Source organism: Bacillus licheniformis DSM 13 = ATCC 14580 (genome assembly GCF_000011645.1).
Classification (GTDB): domain Bacteria; phylum Bacillota; class Bacilli; order Bacillales; family Bacillaceae; genus Bacillus; species Bacillus licheniformis.
This window is the reverse complement of sequence record NC_006270.3, coordinates 3183559-3198459: the sequence shown is the minus strand read 5'-3', so window position 1 is coordinate 3198459 and position 14901 is coordinate 3183559. Positions and strand designations below refer to the sequence as shown.

The window sequence follows — 14901 nt, the reverse complement described above, 5'->3', positions numbered from 1 at the left end:
TTTGTTTTTTTATGCGGCCCTTACGAGGTGAAGAACCTCAGTAAAACGGTCGCCATAATGACGGTGGATGCCCCGCCGAGACGCGTTGAGATTTGCGCAAACGGCATCAGACCCATCCGGCCTGAAGCCGAAAGAATGGCCACGTCCCCCGTGCCGCCGAGACCGCTGTGACAGCCTGTGACGATCGCTGATTCAACAGGGTACATGTTCATTAATTTTCCGACAAAGTAGCCTGATGTCACCATGGCAATGACGACTGAAGCGCAGACGGCGATGAAGCGCAGGGAAATAACAGACGCCACATCATCAAGAGGGATATAAAGAATGCCGAGCCCGACCATCAGCGGCCAAGTGAAGCTTGATGACATGAACTTGTAAAGCTGGTGAGCGCCTTTTTCCATGCTTGCAGGCAGAAGCTTTGCATATTTTACGGCAGCCGCTGCGATGATCATCAGGATCGCTCCCGGAATCGCGATGAACTTGGAGACCAAACCGCCGAAAATGAAGAAGGAACATGCGATTAAAACGCCGGCACCCATTAATTTCAAGTCGATTTTCGGCTCCTCTTCTTTTTGGTTGAAAATTTCATCGTCTTTTTTCGATTTAACGAGTCTGCCGTTACCGTTCAGTTCAGGACGCTTTTCCCCAAGCTTTTTCATCAGTCCGGCTGAGATGATGGCAACGACGTTTCCGATAATAGCGGCCGGAATGAGCTGTGAAACAAATACATCGGTGGACTGTCCCAAAATTTGCGAGTAGGCGAGTGACAGCGGCAGGATGCCTTCGCCGATGCCTCCGGCAATAATCGGTACAATAATAAAGAAGAAAGCTTCATAAGGGCTGTAGCCAAATAACAGACCGACGAGAATACCGGCGGCAACCGCTGCGATCGTCCCGGCCAACAACGGAACGAACATTCTCATAAAACCTTGAATCAGAACCGTGCGATGCATTCCTAAAATACTTCCCGCGACTAAACATGCGATGTAGAAATACAAGAAATTTGACGTTTTCATCAAAGTTGTAACCGCTTCCATAGATGCAGGGTTAAGCACTTTGAAAAAGACTAAGAACGAAGGAACAAACAGCGATAGAATGGCAGGTCCGCCGATATCTTTTAAAATCGGAATGCGCTGTCCGACATCCCCGAGAAAAATGCCGAGAATCATAATGACCGCGAAACCGCCGAGCATGTCATTCGGCAATTCATTAAAGTAAGCTGCCAGAAAAACAATCAGCGCAAGCGCAATATATAGCGGAAACGGAATCACGCCGATTTTCCAGTTGATCAGCTTATGGAAAATATTTTTATTTTCTTTATGACCGTGATTTGTAATCGGTTTCAAATCTTTTGCTGCTTCCATAAAAAACACCCCCATGTTTGTATGTGTTCAATTGTAGAAGAAAAGTGTCAATTCTGTGCGTTTTTTAAATTAAAATAATCGATTGATAATTAAATTAAAACGAAAAAGGGCGGAAAAAGAGAAGGAATCTCCTTGATTTTGATCGTTTTATAGGTCTTTTGGTTTATTAGGGATCCATATCCAGGCGGAAAAAGGGGATTTCCTGTCCATGGAGAAAAGCTTTTTTAAGCAGCAATTAAAAAACCCCCGAAGCGCATTGGAGAGACCCAAATAAATGAGACAAGGAAAAAACACCCCCTGAATCGTATTAATACAATATGATTCTTAGGAGGGTGTTTTTCTATGGGCACAAGAGTACATTACGCAGAAGAAGTAAAATGGGAAGTAATTAAAATGAAACAAGCTGGAATGACAAACAAAGAAATAATGGAACAACTGGGGATAAAAAATAAGACTCAAATTAAAACATGGATGCGATGGTACAAAACAGGCCAAACCTATCGATTTTCGCAACAAGTTGGAAAACAATATTCCTACGGTAAAGAATCGGAGGAAATGAGTGAGCTAGAAGAATTAAAACTAAAGAATAAACAGCTAGAGGCTCAATTGGCAATTATAAAAAAGTACCAGGAGATCGAAAGGAGTTGGAGCCACGAGTCATTGTCCAAGTTGTAGAAGAACTCTCAGCCACTTTTAAAATAATTGATATTCTTGGAGTATTAGGCATACCTAAGTCAACATATTACCGTTGGAAAAAGAAGTATAAAAAAGTTGAGCTAACTTCATTAGAAGAGCTAGTAATCAAGCTGTGTAAGAAAAACTTCTATCACTATGGTCATCGTAAAATTAAATCCATCTTAAACAGAAAGTATGGGATAAATGTAAACCGCAAAACTGTACAAAAAATTATGCAAAAGTTTGAGATTCAGTGTCAAGTTAAGAAGAAGCGACAAAAGTACATTTGTGGTGAGAGTAATATTATTGTGCCGAACACTCTCAATCGTAATTTTAAAGCAAGCCGATTAAATGAAAAATGGGTAACCGACATTACCTACTTACCTTATGGCTCGACTATGTTATATTTATCAACGATTATGGACTTATATAACAACGAAATAGTGGCTTACAAAATAGGTACGAGCCAAGATATTAACCTAGTATTAGACACATTGAGGGAAGCTGTAGAATTACGTAAACCAGTAGGGTTACTTCTTCATAGCGACCAGGGATCTGTCTATACTTCACATGCATATCAGAATTTGGCCAAAGAAAAAGGCATTACCACAAGCATGTCTCGAAAAGGAAACTGCCATGATAATGCCGTCATTGAATCCTTTCACTCCTCGCTAAAGTCGGAAGGATTTAACGCTCAAAGTAGAGCATCTATATCCAATTCTAAAGTAGTACAAATTGTAAATCAATACATGTATCGATATAATCATGTACGAATTCAGGCAAAATTAAACTACCTGTCCCCACTGGAATACAGGGGACAGGCAGCATAGGTGTTTTTTCTAAGTCTCATTTTAACGGGTCAGTTCACATTTCGGGGGCGGTGCATTATGATGTTCTTTTGGCAAGAGATCCTAACACCTCTCCCATTTTGACTTGAAGAGAGGGGTGAAGGCGTTCATCAGGAATAAAGGTATCCTTTTCAAACAGCAGAATAACGGTTGAGCCGAAAGAGAAATATGCGATTTCGTCGCCTCGGCGCCATTCTTTTGACTCCTGGAGCATCACGATCGAGTTAATATACATCGCTCCGACCTTCACAAGCAGGGCGGACCCATATTGATGCTTAAATTCGGAAATCATCCGGTAGTTTTTTGTCAGCGGCGATTTCCCGTATGTCAAACCGATTTTATTCACAGGGTAAGACGTGCTTCCCAGCGAATACTGCGTTTCAAGTGTGCCGTAAGCCGGGCTGTGAATTCTGTGGTAGTCTCTCGGACTTAAATAGATAATGATATAGGTTCCGCCGACATAGCGGTTCACGATCTCGGATCGTCCGATCATTTCTTCTACAGAATAGAGTTTTTGTTTGACGGTAAATTGCTTGTCGCGCGTGATGGTGCCCATTTCTTCGATGACGCCGTCCACAGGGCTGACCAGGCTGTTTGGATCAGCGGGAAGGGGGCGTGCACCGCTCTTTAATTTTCTGATGAACAGCTCGTGCAGGCTGTTAAAAGAGCGGACATCTTCCAGCATCTCTTCTGTATTAATATGAAAGGTTTTGATATAGGAGGGGATGAGAGGTTTGCTTAGCTTTGACTGAGCAAACTTTTCCAGCATCCGGGACACGCCCTTTTTATTCGTCAACTCAATCAAAAACCGGTAAAGCCGCTTTTTCAAGCTGTTCACTCCTTTACTGATCATCCGGGATGCAAGCGGTATTTAAATCACGCCGATTGTGTATCCGATCGTAATAAAAACAAGACACCAAATAAAAGCTCCTGATCCGGCATAAATCAGGAACCTTTTCATGTCCATCTCGTTCATGCCGGACAGATAGCATGTCACATGGCGGATTCCGGGGACAAAATAGCCGAAAAGAATCGTCCACGGGCCGTATTTTTCAAACCAGCGGTGCACGGTGTCCAGTCTTTTCGGCGTCAGACCGATCCATTTCCCGAACTTATCGAGCAGCGGTTTACCGATTTTCTTCCCTAGAAAATAACTGATGAGCATCCCTGATATCGCACCTGAAAAACTGATCAAAAGGCACATCTCATAGTTTAATATATGAATAGAAGACAGATACCCGACAAATGTCATCATGACTTCATCGGGTATCGGCAGGCCTACAATTCCGAGGACAAGCATCCCGAATATCGCGAAATACCCGTATTGGGAAATCAATTCTTTTGCCAACTCCATTAAAAACTAGCTCACTTTCTTCAATAGTTTTTTCCCCTTCAGGCTGATGACTTTGATTTTGCTGACCATAAGAAAGGACAGGAACAGCATGATCAAAATGAACGGCTTTTTGCCCAGGATTTCTGAGAAAAGGTTTAAGCATACCAGAATCGTTCCGGCTGCGGTGATCGGAAGGCCTGTAAAATAATCCTGGTTCTCTGATTGAATATTAAATCGCGCCAGCCGAAGCGCTCCGCAAACAGGGAATAACAATGTCGAAGGAAGGCCTAAGATCGGAGCATCATAAAAAACGATTGAATAGGTGATGATGGCCGGGGCGACTCCGAAAGTGATAATATCAGACAAAGAATCTAATTCTTTTCCAAACGGGCTGACGGCATTTAATCTGCGCGCGGCCATGCCGTCAAGGCTGTCCAAGATAGCGCCGATCAGAACAAATATAATGGCTAAGAATAAATACCCTCTGAATGCAAGCAGTATTGAAGAGATGCCCGAAACAAAGTTTCCAACCGTAATTAAAGAAGGTATGACTGATTTATTCAATGTTTTCGCATCCTTTAAATAAAAACGTTTTATATAGAAATTAAACAATATTAAATTGTATACGATTTGCTTCCTGTCTGCAATAAAATTCCTGTAATGATTGATAACCAGACTTTTTCATCATACCATAAAAGTGGTAAAGACAATGGCGGCGTCAAAAAATTTTATCTTTTGTTAAGGTAACAAAAAAAGAATAAGAGAGCAGGCCGCTCTCTTATTCTATCGTTCGGTTATCGTTTTCCTTTAATATAAGGGATACCGTTTGCCTTTGGCGCTTCGGCTCTGCCGCTAAATCCGGCCAGCGCTAGAATCGTCAATACGTAAGGCGCAATCAGCATATAGACGTTTGGTATTTCTTTTGAAGAAGGGAAGCGTGAACCCGATGATGCTTAAGCTTTGAGCGAAGCTGAAGAACAGGGCTCCGATCGGCTGCCATTTACCGAACACAAGCGCGGCGAGCGCGATAAATCCTTGTCCGGCAATGATGGCGAGTCAAATGTGGCCGTTACAAAAAAAACGCCCGCTGTCTTTAGAGAGCAGCGGGCGGGGACATGTTATAGATATTGGTTAATCACATTCAAGTCATTTGTATTTAATTTATATTGGAAAACCGGCCTGCCGATCGTCCCGTAGGCCATTTCTACGTTGAGAACTTCGATTTCCTCCAGAAACTTTAAGTATTTGCGGATTGAAACTTGAGAGATTTCCGTGTGATTGGCCAAATCTTCCGTTGTGAACGTCAAGCTGTCAAACGATCTGATGCTTGACCAAATGAGCTTCAGCGTGCTTTTGGTCAGCCCTTTTGGCAAATGTACCTTTTCGGGCGCGCGTTTTTTTTGAAAAAGTTCAAAATCCAGCTCTTTTTGGCTGATATTCCGGTTGCTAGCATAGAGCTGCTGCTTCCGTTTGTAATCAGTGAGCGCGCTTTGAAACCGCTCAAATTCGAACGGCTTGATTAAGTAATCGACGGCCCCGAACCGCAGCGTTTTTTGAACAACATCCATTTCACTGGCCGCTGAGATGACGATCACGTCGACAGCTTGATTTTGGCGTCTGATCTCAGTGAGCAGTTCGACGCCGTTCCTGCCAGGCATATAAATGTCGAGCAGGATCAGATCGATATGCTCTTCCCGGAGGAAGGTGAGAGCCTCTTGAAAAGAAGCGGCAATGCCCTTCAGCTGAAATCCCTCTACTTGGCTGAGGTAACGTTTATTCAGCTCTCTTACCATCGGGTCGTCTTCAACAATTAATACATCAATCATGGTCATCCTCCTTTGGTTCATACGGAATGCGGAGACTGAATGTCGTTCCTTCATTCTTTTCGCTCGTCACGACGATATGTCCATTTAAATTTTCAAGGCTTTGTTCGACGAAATAAAGACCGAACCCCCGATTGGGGCCCTTTGTTGAAAAGCCTTGGTCAAACATTTTCTGCTGTTCCTCCTTGGATATGCCGACTCCCGTATCCGTGACTTCAATATCAAGCTGTCCGTCATGATGGCGGAATGAAATCGAAATATTTTTCTTCTCAGTGGCGGAAACGGCATCAAGGGCATTGTTGAGAAGGTTCCCGATAACGGTGATCAAATCGTGAATCACCGCTGTGTTGGCTGTATCCGGAATCCTCGTGCTGCAATGAACCTCCAACGAGGCCCCCTGTTCCCGAATATAGCTCTGTTTGCCGAGCAAAAAGCCGGCGAGTACCGAGTTTTTGATATGGTTGATAATTCCGCTCGCTTCAGACTGCTGATAGATCGCAATGTCTTTTATATAGTTTCCAAGCTCGTCGTAGTTCTTTAATTGAACAAGACCGAGAATGACGTGGAGCTTGTTCATAAACTCGTGCGACTGCGCCCTGAGCGCGTTTGCGTACATTTTAACACCGGACAGCTGCTCAGCTAAGTGCTTCACTTCGGTTTTGTCGCGGAATGTCGCAATCGCTCCGACGATGTTTCCCTTTTTTAAGTGAATCGGAACTTCATTAAAGACAAGTTCAAGGCCATTGATTCTGACATCGCGGTCCTGAACGGGCTTCTGTGTTTCGATCACTTGTTTCAGTCGGCTGTTTGGCAAGATGTCGAGTACATCCCGGTCGATCGGATTCTCTTCGATCCCCATTTTTTGAAACAGGCGCTTCGCTTCCGCATTGGCGAGCTTGATTTTTCCTGTTCGATCAACGGCGAGAATCCCTTCTTTTGTCGACTCAAGCATTGCGCTTCGTTCGTTCAAAAGCGTTGCAATTTCATATGGTTCCATGCCGAACATAATCGTTTTCACTTTCCTCGCCACGATGACAGCTCCGATGATTCCGGCGACGATGCTGAGGACGATGACCGTATATAGAGGGCGGAGATTTTGCTGGGTGATCTGCTCAATCTCGTTAAGGGTGATCCCGACCGCTACCGCTCCGACCTGGGTGCCCGTTTTATTATAGATGGGAACGAAAGCCCTCAGTGATTCACCGAGCGTGCCTTTTGCCGTACTAATGTGGCGTCGGCCCTTCAGCACTTCTTTTTCGTCCCCGCCGGCAAATTTCTTTCCGATTTTATTCGGATCGGGGTGGGTTTTGCGGATGCTGTTCATATCCATGACAACGACGAATTCAGTCTGGGTGATTTTTTGAACGCGGGCGGTGTATTTCCGGAGCTCTTCGTATTCGCCGCTTTCCAGCGATTGTGCCGTAATCGGAGCCTCGGCGACCATCTCCGCCGTCTGCAGGGCAATCTGCTGCTCCTGCTCCCGAATGTTCCTTGCGGTCTCAGAGCCGACCATAAAAAACGCGATCAATAAAGAAATTAAAACGACGACGCAGACAAATATCGTTAACCGTGTCTGCAGTTTTAATGTTTTTTTCAACGGCGATTCCTCGCGATCTATTGATTAGTCAACACATAATACTTTACAAGTAAATGGCGAATTTGTGAAGAATCCTGCACCTTTCTGCCGCATTAGCAGAAATTAAAAATATGGAAAATATTCTTGTCAACAGGTCATAAGTCGTACATAATGAATGAGGAACATATCAGAAAGGGACTTTTTTTTATGAAAAATACGTATGTAACAGGCTTTTTTCCTTTTATCGCAATTCTTCTTTTCAGTTCATCTCTTGCGATTTCTTCCGTTATCTATGCCATGCAGATGCTGTCTTCTCTCGGCATCTACAAAGGGATGCTCGAATTTTTCTCTGAGAGCGGCATCCGGATGGCTTTGTTTGCTGTGTTTACGCTGATTTTTTTCATGGTATTTTCCGCTTTGAAGCTGATTGCCAATACAGTGACAGAGCTTGCCCTTTTATTTTTTGCCAAAGATCCTGAAGGAGCGAATCTGAGAAAAATCAGGATCGGTTCTGCCGTGTATCTAGGAGCAAGCCTTTTATCTTTTATTTTTGTCCAATATGCCGCGGGAATTGCAGCGCTTTTTTTACTCGCAACTCTCGTATATTTTATTTTTATCGTTTATACGATCCACAGCACGCTTTCATTCATGTCATTAATCGGTTTTATTATGTTTGAGCTGCTGTTTTGGTTTACGTTTATGATCGGGACGGTGTATATCATCATCAAGCTTTATAACAGCGTCATGGCGAGCCTGCCCGTTTGAGCCATGCAAAAAACCGGAGCGCGGACGTTTGTCCGGCGGCTCCGGTTTTTTTATGATAAAAATCGTTTTCTGATCTCAGGACCGGGAACGGTGCACTCGCTTTTTTGCCCGAACCATTTGTAGCGGTTTTTCGCAATGACACTGTAGACGGCGTCCCGAAGCGGCCGGGGAATGATCAAGAGGGCGGAAGCGGCCCGCCAAAGGCCCGGGAGGCTTTTCACCACGTGCAAGGCGGCCGTTGACTTTTGATATACCCGGCCGTTTTCGATCAAAATAAAGCTGTTAAAATGATCGGAAGGGAGGTGATATTGCTTGAGCAGATTCCCTCCGGCGTCAGATTGCAGGGAAGCGAATGAAAATAAGCCTTCAGGATCATGTTTGATAATGAATTGCACGGCTCCGTCGCAAAAGTTGCACACGCCGTCAAACAGAACGATTCGATCGGGCATATCCGCCACTTTCATCCACCCCTTTTTTTAATTTAAGATGCGTATTGCAGCGTTCCTCTCCAGATTAAAAGTTGAGGTCCCGCGTGATGCAGGTACTCGACAGTGCCTTTTGCCTCTTTTCCGACCCATACACTCATTGTGTATGTATCCGTCAATCCGACAAACCAAAGGTCTCTGTACCCGTTGGATGTTCCGGTTTTTCCTCCTACATATCCGCCGCTGAAATTCGCTTTTTTTCCGGTTCCTTCTTTAACAACCGCTGCTAAGAGTTCGCGCATTTGGCTGTTTGTCCGCATGCTGAATACTTGCTGCGGCTTGTCTTTCCATTTGTATAGCGTTTTTCCTTTTAAATCCGTCACCTTTGTGATTGCATGGCTGGATGTGTAGCTTCCGTTATTGCCGAAGGTCGTATAGGCATCAGCCATCTCCAGCGGTGAGAAGCCCCATGTAAATCCGCCCAGCGCAGCAGGAAGACGGTAGTCGTTTTGAACGATTTTATCGAATCCGAACGGTTTTAAATAGCTGAATCCTTTTTGCACGCCGACCCGGTTCAGCATACGTACGGCTGGTGTATTATACGAATATTTAAAGGCTGTCTTGATCGACACGGTTCCGTATGTTCTTTCGTTGAAGTTGTTCGGACAGTATTCCTTGCTGCAAAATTTGCTTGCGTCAATCATGCTGCCTGCCGTCGCACCCGTTTCTTCAATGTACGGCCCGTAGTCAAGGAGCGGCTTAATTGATGACCCCGGCTGCCTGTATGCTTGGAATGCCAGGTTATAATCGTACTTTTTATAGTTTTTCCCGCCGGACATGGCGACGATTTGATGGGTTTGGTGGTTGATCACCACTGCTCCGCCTTGTACGCCTTCATAAGGGAGGCGGTTCTTCACTTGCTGGACGACACGGTTTTGCATGCTGGTATCGAGCGCCGTATAAATTTTGATTCCGCTTGTCGTGAGGGAGCTGATTCGGTTTGACAGCTCTTTTTCGATTTTTTTCTTTTCTTCTTTTGTTTTTGCCTTTTTCAGCCGTTCGTCAAACCCTTCCGTAGCGGACACCAATTTGGTGAATTCCTCGTTGACATAGGTCGTATAGTCGGGATAGTCGTCTTTCTTTTCTTTCACGTTAAGCGTAATTTTTTGCTTAACGGCTTTGCTGTATTCTTTTTCGGTGATCACGCCCGCTTTTTTCAGCCCTTCAAGCAGCCGCTTTTGGCGGGTTTTTGTGTAGTCAAAATGTTTCAAAGGATCATATAATGTAGGGTTATTAGGGATCGCGCAAATAAACGCCGTTTCGGCAAGGCTGAGAGATTTCAAAGGCTTGCTGAAATAGAAAGAAGACGCGGATCCAATTCCGTAGACCCCGTGATTAAAATAGATGGTGTTTAAGTATTTCTCAAAAATTTCTTCTTTTGAAAGCTTTTTTTCCAGCTGGTAGGAATACAGGAGCTCAGTGAACTTGCGGTCGAAGGTTCGTTCATGGTTCAAATACAAGTTTCTCGAAAGCTGCTGTGTAATCGTGCTGGCCCCCTGATCAATGCCGCCTTTTTTGACATTGGCTGCGGCGGCCCGGGCCATCCCGATAAAATCAAAGCCTTTATGCTGAAAGAAATGACGGTCCTCCGAAGTCAGAAACAGCTGCTTCACATGTTCAGGGATATCTTTATAGGGGACGAATACCCGGTTTTGGTGATCTGAAACGATTTCGGAAATCAGAGCGCCGTCCCTGTCATACATGTAGCTGTTTTGTACAAGGCCGATATCCTTTATATTGATCTTCTCATCGAGCACCTGATCGAGAGGCTTCATATTCTGAGCTTCCCGGCCGGAGGCCATTAAGGTAAAGACAAATATAGGTATTAACATCAACAGAAAAATCCATCCAAAAAATGAACGCAACTTTGTCACTCTCTTTTCGCTAAATTCTAGCCATATCGTACCATTCTTTTTGGATATCGAGAAGGATAATTTGATAGATTGGCAGTTTTTTTATCCGATTTCAGCTTGCTTTCGCCTCTGATTTTTTTTGCTGGGACCTTTGGAACATCAGAAGGCATGCTCCGCCGAAAAAGAGGACTGCAGTTGCGTAAAAGGCGGAAGAAATACCGAAAAAGCTGGAAAGGATGCCGCCGAGCACCGGGCCGATGACATTGCCTAAAAATCTGAAACTTACATTATAGCCAAGCACTTCTCCTTGTATAGGCCCCGGTGATTCAACCCGGATTAAAGCGGTGATGCAGGGAATCATCCCGCCAAGTGCGATTCCGAACAGAAAGCGGAAGAACACAAGCGTTTCATACTGAGATGTAAGTCCTTGCGGGATAACGCAAACCGCGGCAGCCAGCGCGAGAATCATCAATATTTTTCCGTGGCCGAACCGGTCGCCCAAAGCGCCCCATTTTCTCGCAGCGAGCAGGCTTCCAAGGCCGGTTGCAGAAAAAGCCAGCCCTGAAAAAAATGCGAGATTCTGAGTTCCGTGCAGTTCGCTGACGTATAAAGCGAGCAGCGGCTGAACACTGAAGTTTCCCACTTGAATCACAGCGGTGAGGATCATCGCCGTGATCAGCGGACGCTGATGCAGAATCGTCTGCAGAACCTGCTTTCTCGTGTACCCGGCGGAAGCATCGCGCTTCTGCTTCAGGGGCCGTTCGCGCACTCCGGCAAACACGAGGAAAACCGCGCTGTAAATCGCAAATGACGTAATGAAAAACGTATATGTAAAACCGACGCGATCGGCGAGCAGACCGCCGAGCAAGGGGCCGAATAATCCTCCCGAGACCGTGCCCATCTGCAGCGTGCCGAGCACTTTGCCAGCCGTTTTTTTCGGCGTCTGAGCCGAAATCATGGCAAGGGAAGTGGGAATGAACCCGGTGACGAGCCCCATCGCCATTCTCAAAAAAAACAGCTCGTATACGGACGAGACAAGGGACATGAGAAGAATGGAAGTGCCGATTCCGGTACCCGTGATCAAGAGGATTTTTTTATAGCCGTGTTTATCGCCGAACCTTCCCCAAAAAGGAGAAACTAAAAAGGCCATCAAAAATGTGACGCCGAAAACGTATCCGCTCCATTTTGCCGTAAATCCGTCCGAATAGCTGCCAAGCGTCTCAATATAGAGGGAAAGAAACGGCAGAACCATTGTGGAGCTTGCGGCCACGAAAAAATTCGCAAACCACATGATCACAAGGTTTTTCTTATAAACAGAGATGCGAATCACCTTCTTAAAAAATTTGAATTCCCTTTCATTATAAATGAAATGCGAAAGCTGCATGGAATTGATGCTCTATAGAATGACGAAAAATGGGCATTTGAAGGAATTTTCAACATTTTCAGAAAATAAAACCTTAAATATAGAAATATAATGATATAATAAGAGAAATATGAGCGTACTTTGGAAAACATTCAGAAGACTATAGGCTTGGATAATTTCAATCCGCTGCGTTACCACCATAAGTTTTTTATATTGAGATAGAAAGGCAGGTGTGAAAGTTGGAAGCGAGCACCTTACTGATTATTGATTTTGAATTTACAATGCCTGAGGGAAAGTATCACCCGCAAAATTTTTTCCCGGAAATCATAGAAGCAGGGATTGTAAAGACGGTTCATGATGAGGTGGTTGAGACGTTTTCAAGCTATATTAAGCCGAAGAAGTTCCCTAAATTAACGAGGCGCTGCAAAAATTTTCTCAGCATCACGCAGGAACAGGTTGACCAAGGCATCACGTTTAACGCGCTGATTGAAAAGCTGCGGGAGCTTGATCCTGACCGAAACAGCGTCATCATTACATGGGGAAACATGGATATGAAAGTGCTGAAGCAAAATTGCATGTTCAACCATGTTCCGTTTCCGTTTAAAGGAGAGATGAGGGACCTTTCCATGGAGTACAAGGAATTTTTCGGCGACAAAACATTGACGAATTTGTGGAAGGCAGCGGAAGAGTACGGCGATTCAGGAACGGGAAAACAGCATAAAGCGCTTGACGACGCGATGACAACGTATAAGTTGTTTCGGCTCGTAGAACGGGATAAGAAGTATTTGGAAAATCCGAAGCCGACGACGATCGGCGAACGGGTTGACCTCTCAAAAGTCTTTCCGCACGCCACATAAAAAACCCAATCTGACAAACAGATTGGGTTATTTGTGCAGGAAATATTCTTTTTCAAGCCCATGAATAAGCTCAAGCGATTTTGCCGCGTATTCGGACGAATCGTTTTGCAGATCCGTTTTTAAGCGGCTCAAAGCTGAGCGGAGCGAATCCGCATAATCCGGTACAGCTTCATCGAACGGCTTCACCATGCGGTGCGGGATATTCGTCTGTTCACCGTAAGCGAGCGCTTTTCGTTCATGAAAAAAAGGGACGTCTGCCCGATTGGGATGATGAAGGTCGCCCTGCTTCGGATGGGTCAGCACGGCGAGGATTTTGACCAGGTAGTGCATCGGTTTAACATCCGTAATTTCGCCGATGTAGACGCCTGTTTTATAAAAGCCCTTTACGCGATCTCCGACTTGAAATTGGTTGTTCACTGCATCTGCCTCCTAATGGTATCATAATAAATAAATGGTAAAAAAATCATTTCAGGGAGGAAGAAAAATGGCGCCGTTTCTGATTCAGTTTATGCTCTATTTTCCTGAAGACAAAAGAGAATATATCCCTTCTTTTATTACGCTGGCCGTTTTCTTTATCATCGCGATCGCTGTATTCCGGCTGATTATCAAGCATTCCAAAAAAGAAGCTGAAAAAGCGGAAAAGCTGGAAAGAGAATTGAATGAAACCATCCATAAACGCTCTTAGAAGCGCCCGGCTTTCAGCCGGAACGCTTACGAAAAAGCGGTCTTCAGACGTCGGAGTCCGTCTTTTACAACAGAGAGCGAACATCCGACATTCATTCTGACGAATCCTTCTCCGCCCGGTCCGTACTTCGGTCCCGGCTCAAGAATCAGCTTTCCTTTATGAAGGAGAAGCCGTTTGATGTCCTGATCCGACAATCCGAGCTTTCGGCAGTCAAGCCATGCCAAGTAAGAGGCGTCAGGCTCCATCATGCGGACCTCGGGCAGCTCCTCTGCCAAAAAGCGGCGGACTTCTTCCATATTTCGTTCAATGTATGGGATAAGCTGATCGAGCCATGGTTCGCCTTTTGAATAGGCCGCCTCGATGGCTGCAATCGCAAATGTATTTAAAGAATGCAGTCCCTGACGCTGCATGACCTTTGCAAAGGCGGTTCTCTTCGCTTTGTCGGGTATGATGATGGCTGAGGCCTGCAACCCGGCCAAGTTAAACGTTTTGCTCGGTGCAATGCATGTGATGGATATATCCGCGAATTCCGGAGATAAAGAGGCGAACGGCGTATGGTTCAGTCCGTTCAGCATCAGGTCCGAGTGGATTTCGTCGGAAACAACTGTGACACCGTGTTTAAGGCAGAGTTCGCCAAGCGTTGTCAGTTCCTCTTTCGACCATGAACGGCCGGAAGGGTTATGCGGATTGCAAAGAATGAACAGCTTGACATCCGGTTCCACAAGCTTTTTTTCAAGGTCGGAAAAATCCATTTCATAGCGGCCGTCTTTTTCGATTAATGGATTATGTAAAACAACCCGCCCGTTTTTTTCAACTATATCAAAGAACGGCGTATATACAGGCGGCTGTACGACCACCCGCTCGCCAGGCTCTGTGTACGCCTGAACCGCTTGGGCGAGCGCTGTTACAATGCCCGGGCTGAAGGTGATAAACGCCGGTTCAGTATTCCATCCGTGCCGGCGGCTGAGCCAATCGGTGACAGCTTCCTTCGTGCCCGCGTTTGCAGATGTATAGCCGAAAACCCCGTGCTCCAGGCGCTGCTGAAGGGCGTCAATAACAGGCTGAGGGGCACGAAAATCCATATCAGCCACCCACATTGGAAGCGCGTCATTTACGCCGAATAATTCCTGTGTTAAGTCCCACTTTACAGACTGGGTCCCGCGTCTGTTATGCTCTGTATTAAAATCCATGATCTCACCTCATGTCTTTTTCATATGTTATACATTAACTGTGAAAAGGATAGATTGCAATGTTTTAACCATGAAAGCTTTTAT

Annotated in this window: 15 protein-coding genes and 1 pseudogene; 4 read left to right on the top strand and 12 right to left on the bottom strand. The window is 45.2% G+C overall.

Annotated features, from left to right (window positions below):
- Nucleotides 1–20 precede the first annotated feature (20 nt).
- Nucleotides 21–1364 (bottom strand): 2-hydroxycarboxylate transporter family protein, encoded by a 1344-nt coding sequence (locus tag TRNA_RS37980; protein ID WP_003184828.1) that lies wholly within the window; start codon nucleotides 1362–1364, stop codon nucleotides 21–23.
- Nucleotides 1365–1706: 342 nt separating this feature from the next.
- Between TRNA_RS37980 and TRNA_RS37970 the strand changes: the two genes are divergently transcribed.
- Nucleotides 1707–2869 (top strand): IS3 family transposase gene (locus tag TRNA_RS37970; RefSeq protein WP_085959889.1). Its coding sequence is split into 2 segments (ribosomal slippage): nucleotides 1707–1983 and nucleotides 1983–2869, totalling 1164 coding nucleotides; the frame shifts between segments, so codons are not numbered across the junction.
- A gap of 55 nt (nucleotides 2870–2924) precedes the next feature.
- Here the strand turns inward: TRNA_RS37970 and TRNA_RS37965 are convergent.
- From TRNA_RS37965 to malK, 6 genes and pseudogenes are all read right to left on the bottom strand, one after another.
- Nucleotides 2925–3716 (bottom strand): phosphatidylserine decarboxylase, encoded by a 792-nt coding sequence (locus TRNA_RS37965; RefSeq protein WP_011198250.1) that lies wholly within the window; start codon nucleotides 3714–3716, stop codon nucleotides 2925–2927.
- 42 nt (nucleotides 3717–3758) lie between these two features.
- Complete coding sequence (locus TRNA_RS37960) at nucleotides 3759–4241, bottom strand: DedA family protein (RefSeq protein ID WP_003184824.1); 483 nt, start codon at nucleotides 4239–4241, stop codon at nucleotides 3759–3761.
- Between the two features lie 6 nt (nucleotides 4242–4247).
- Nucleotides 4248–4784: a CDP-diacylglycerol--serine O-phosphatidyltransferase gene (gene pssA, locus TRNA_RS37955; RefSeq protein WP_011198249.1), complete on the bottom strand. Its 537-nt coding sequence runs from the start codon at nucleotides 4782–4784 to the stop codon at nucleotides 4248–4250.
- A gap of 230 nt (nucleotides 4785–5014) precedes the next feature.
- Nucleotides 5015–5267: pseudogene (locus tag TRNA_RS43425) on the bottom strand (ABC transporter permease); the annotation flags it as partial.
- 71 nt (nucleotides 5268–5338) lie between these two features.
- Nucleotides 5339–6046, bottom strand: coding sequence for a response regulator (locus TRNA_RS37950; protein ID WP_003184821.1), 708 nt, complete (start codon nucleotides 6044–6046; stop codon nucleotides 5339–5341).
- On the bottom strand, nucleotides 6039–7640 hold the full coding sequence (gene malK / locus TRNA_RS37945) for a malate sensor histidine kinase MalK (protein ID WP_009329503.1): 1602 nt from the start codon (nucleotides 7638–7640) through the stop codon (nucleotides 6039–6041). Before malK ends, TRNA_RS37950 begins: the two co-directional genes overlap by 8 nt.
- A gap of 186 nt (nucleotides 7641–7826) precedes the next feature.
- Between malK and TRNA_RS37940 the strand changes: the two genes are divergently transcribed.
- Entirely contained in the window at nucleotides 7827–8384 is a 558-nt protein-coding gene (locus tag TRNA_RS37940) for a YufK family protein (RefSeq protein ID WP_009329502.1), read from the top strand.
- A 50-nt stretch (nucleotides 8385–8434) separates the two neighbouring features.
- Here the strand turns inward: TRNA_RS37940 and TRNA_RS37935 are convergent, their stop codons facing one another.
- From TRNA_RS37935 to TRNA_RS37925, 3 genes are all read right to left on the bottom strand, one after another.
- Nucleotides 8435–8848: a thiol-disulfide oxidoreductase DCC family protein gene (locus tag TRNA_RS37935; RefSeq protein ID WP_025807471.1), complete on the bottom strand. Its 414-nt coding sequence runs from the start codon at nucleotides 8846–8848 to the stop codon at nucleotides 8435–8437.
- A gap of 17 nt (nucleotides 8849–8865) precedes the next feature.
- Entirely contained in the window at nucleotides 8866–10701 is a 1836-nt protein-coding gene (locus tag TRNA_RS37930; RefSeq protein WP_044051839.1) for a transglycosylase domain-containing protein, read from the bottom strand.
- Between the two features lie 133 nt (nucleotides 10702–10834).
- Complete coding sequence (locus TRNA_RS37925) at nucleotides 10835–12106, bottom strand: MFS transporter (protein WP_003184810.1); 1272 nt, start codon at nucleotides 12104–12106, stop codon at nucleotides 10835–10837.
- A 218-nt stretch (nucleotides 12107–12324) separates the two neighbouring features.
- On the opposite strand from TRNA_RS37925, the gene kapD reads away from it, so the two are divergent.
- Nucleotides 12325–12942, top strand: a complete 618-nt coding sequence (gene kapD / locus TRNA_RS37920; protein WP_011198246.1) for a 3'-5' exonuclease KapD — start codon at nucleotides 12325–12327, stop codon at nucleotides 12940–12942.
- A gap of 27 nt (nucleotides 12943–12969) precedes the next feature.
- Here the strand turns inward: kapD and TRNA_RS37915 are convergent, their stop codons facing one another.
- Entirely contained in the window at nucleotides 12970–13359 is a 390-nt protein-coding gene (locus TRNA_RS37915; RefSeq protein WP_003184806.1) for a kinase-associated lipoprotein B, read from the bottom strand.
- A gap of 67 nt (nucleotides 13360–13426) precedes the next feature.
- On the opposite strand from TRNA_RS37915, the gene TRNA_RS37910 reads away from it, so the two are divergent.
- Nucleotides 13427–13627: a hypothetical protein gene (locus tag TRNA_RS37910; protein ID WP_003184804.1), complete on the top strand. Its 201-nt coding sequence runs from the start codon at nucleotides 13427–13429 to the stop codon at nucleotides 13625–13627.
- Between the two features lie 26 nt (nucleotides 13628–13653).
- On the opposite strand, the gene TRNA_RS37905 is transcribed toward TRNA_RS37910, so the two are convergent.
- Nucleotides 13654–14817: a MalY/PatB family protein gene (locus TRNA_RS37905; protein WP_003184802.1), complete on the bottom strand. Its 1164-nt coding sequence runs from the start codon at nucleotides 14815–14817 to the stop codon at nucleotides 13654–13656.
- Between the last annotated feature and the right edge of the window lie 84 nt (nucleotides 14818–14901).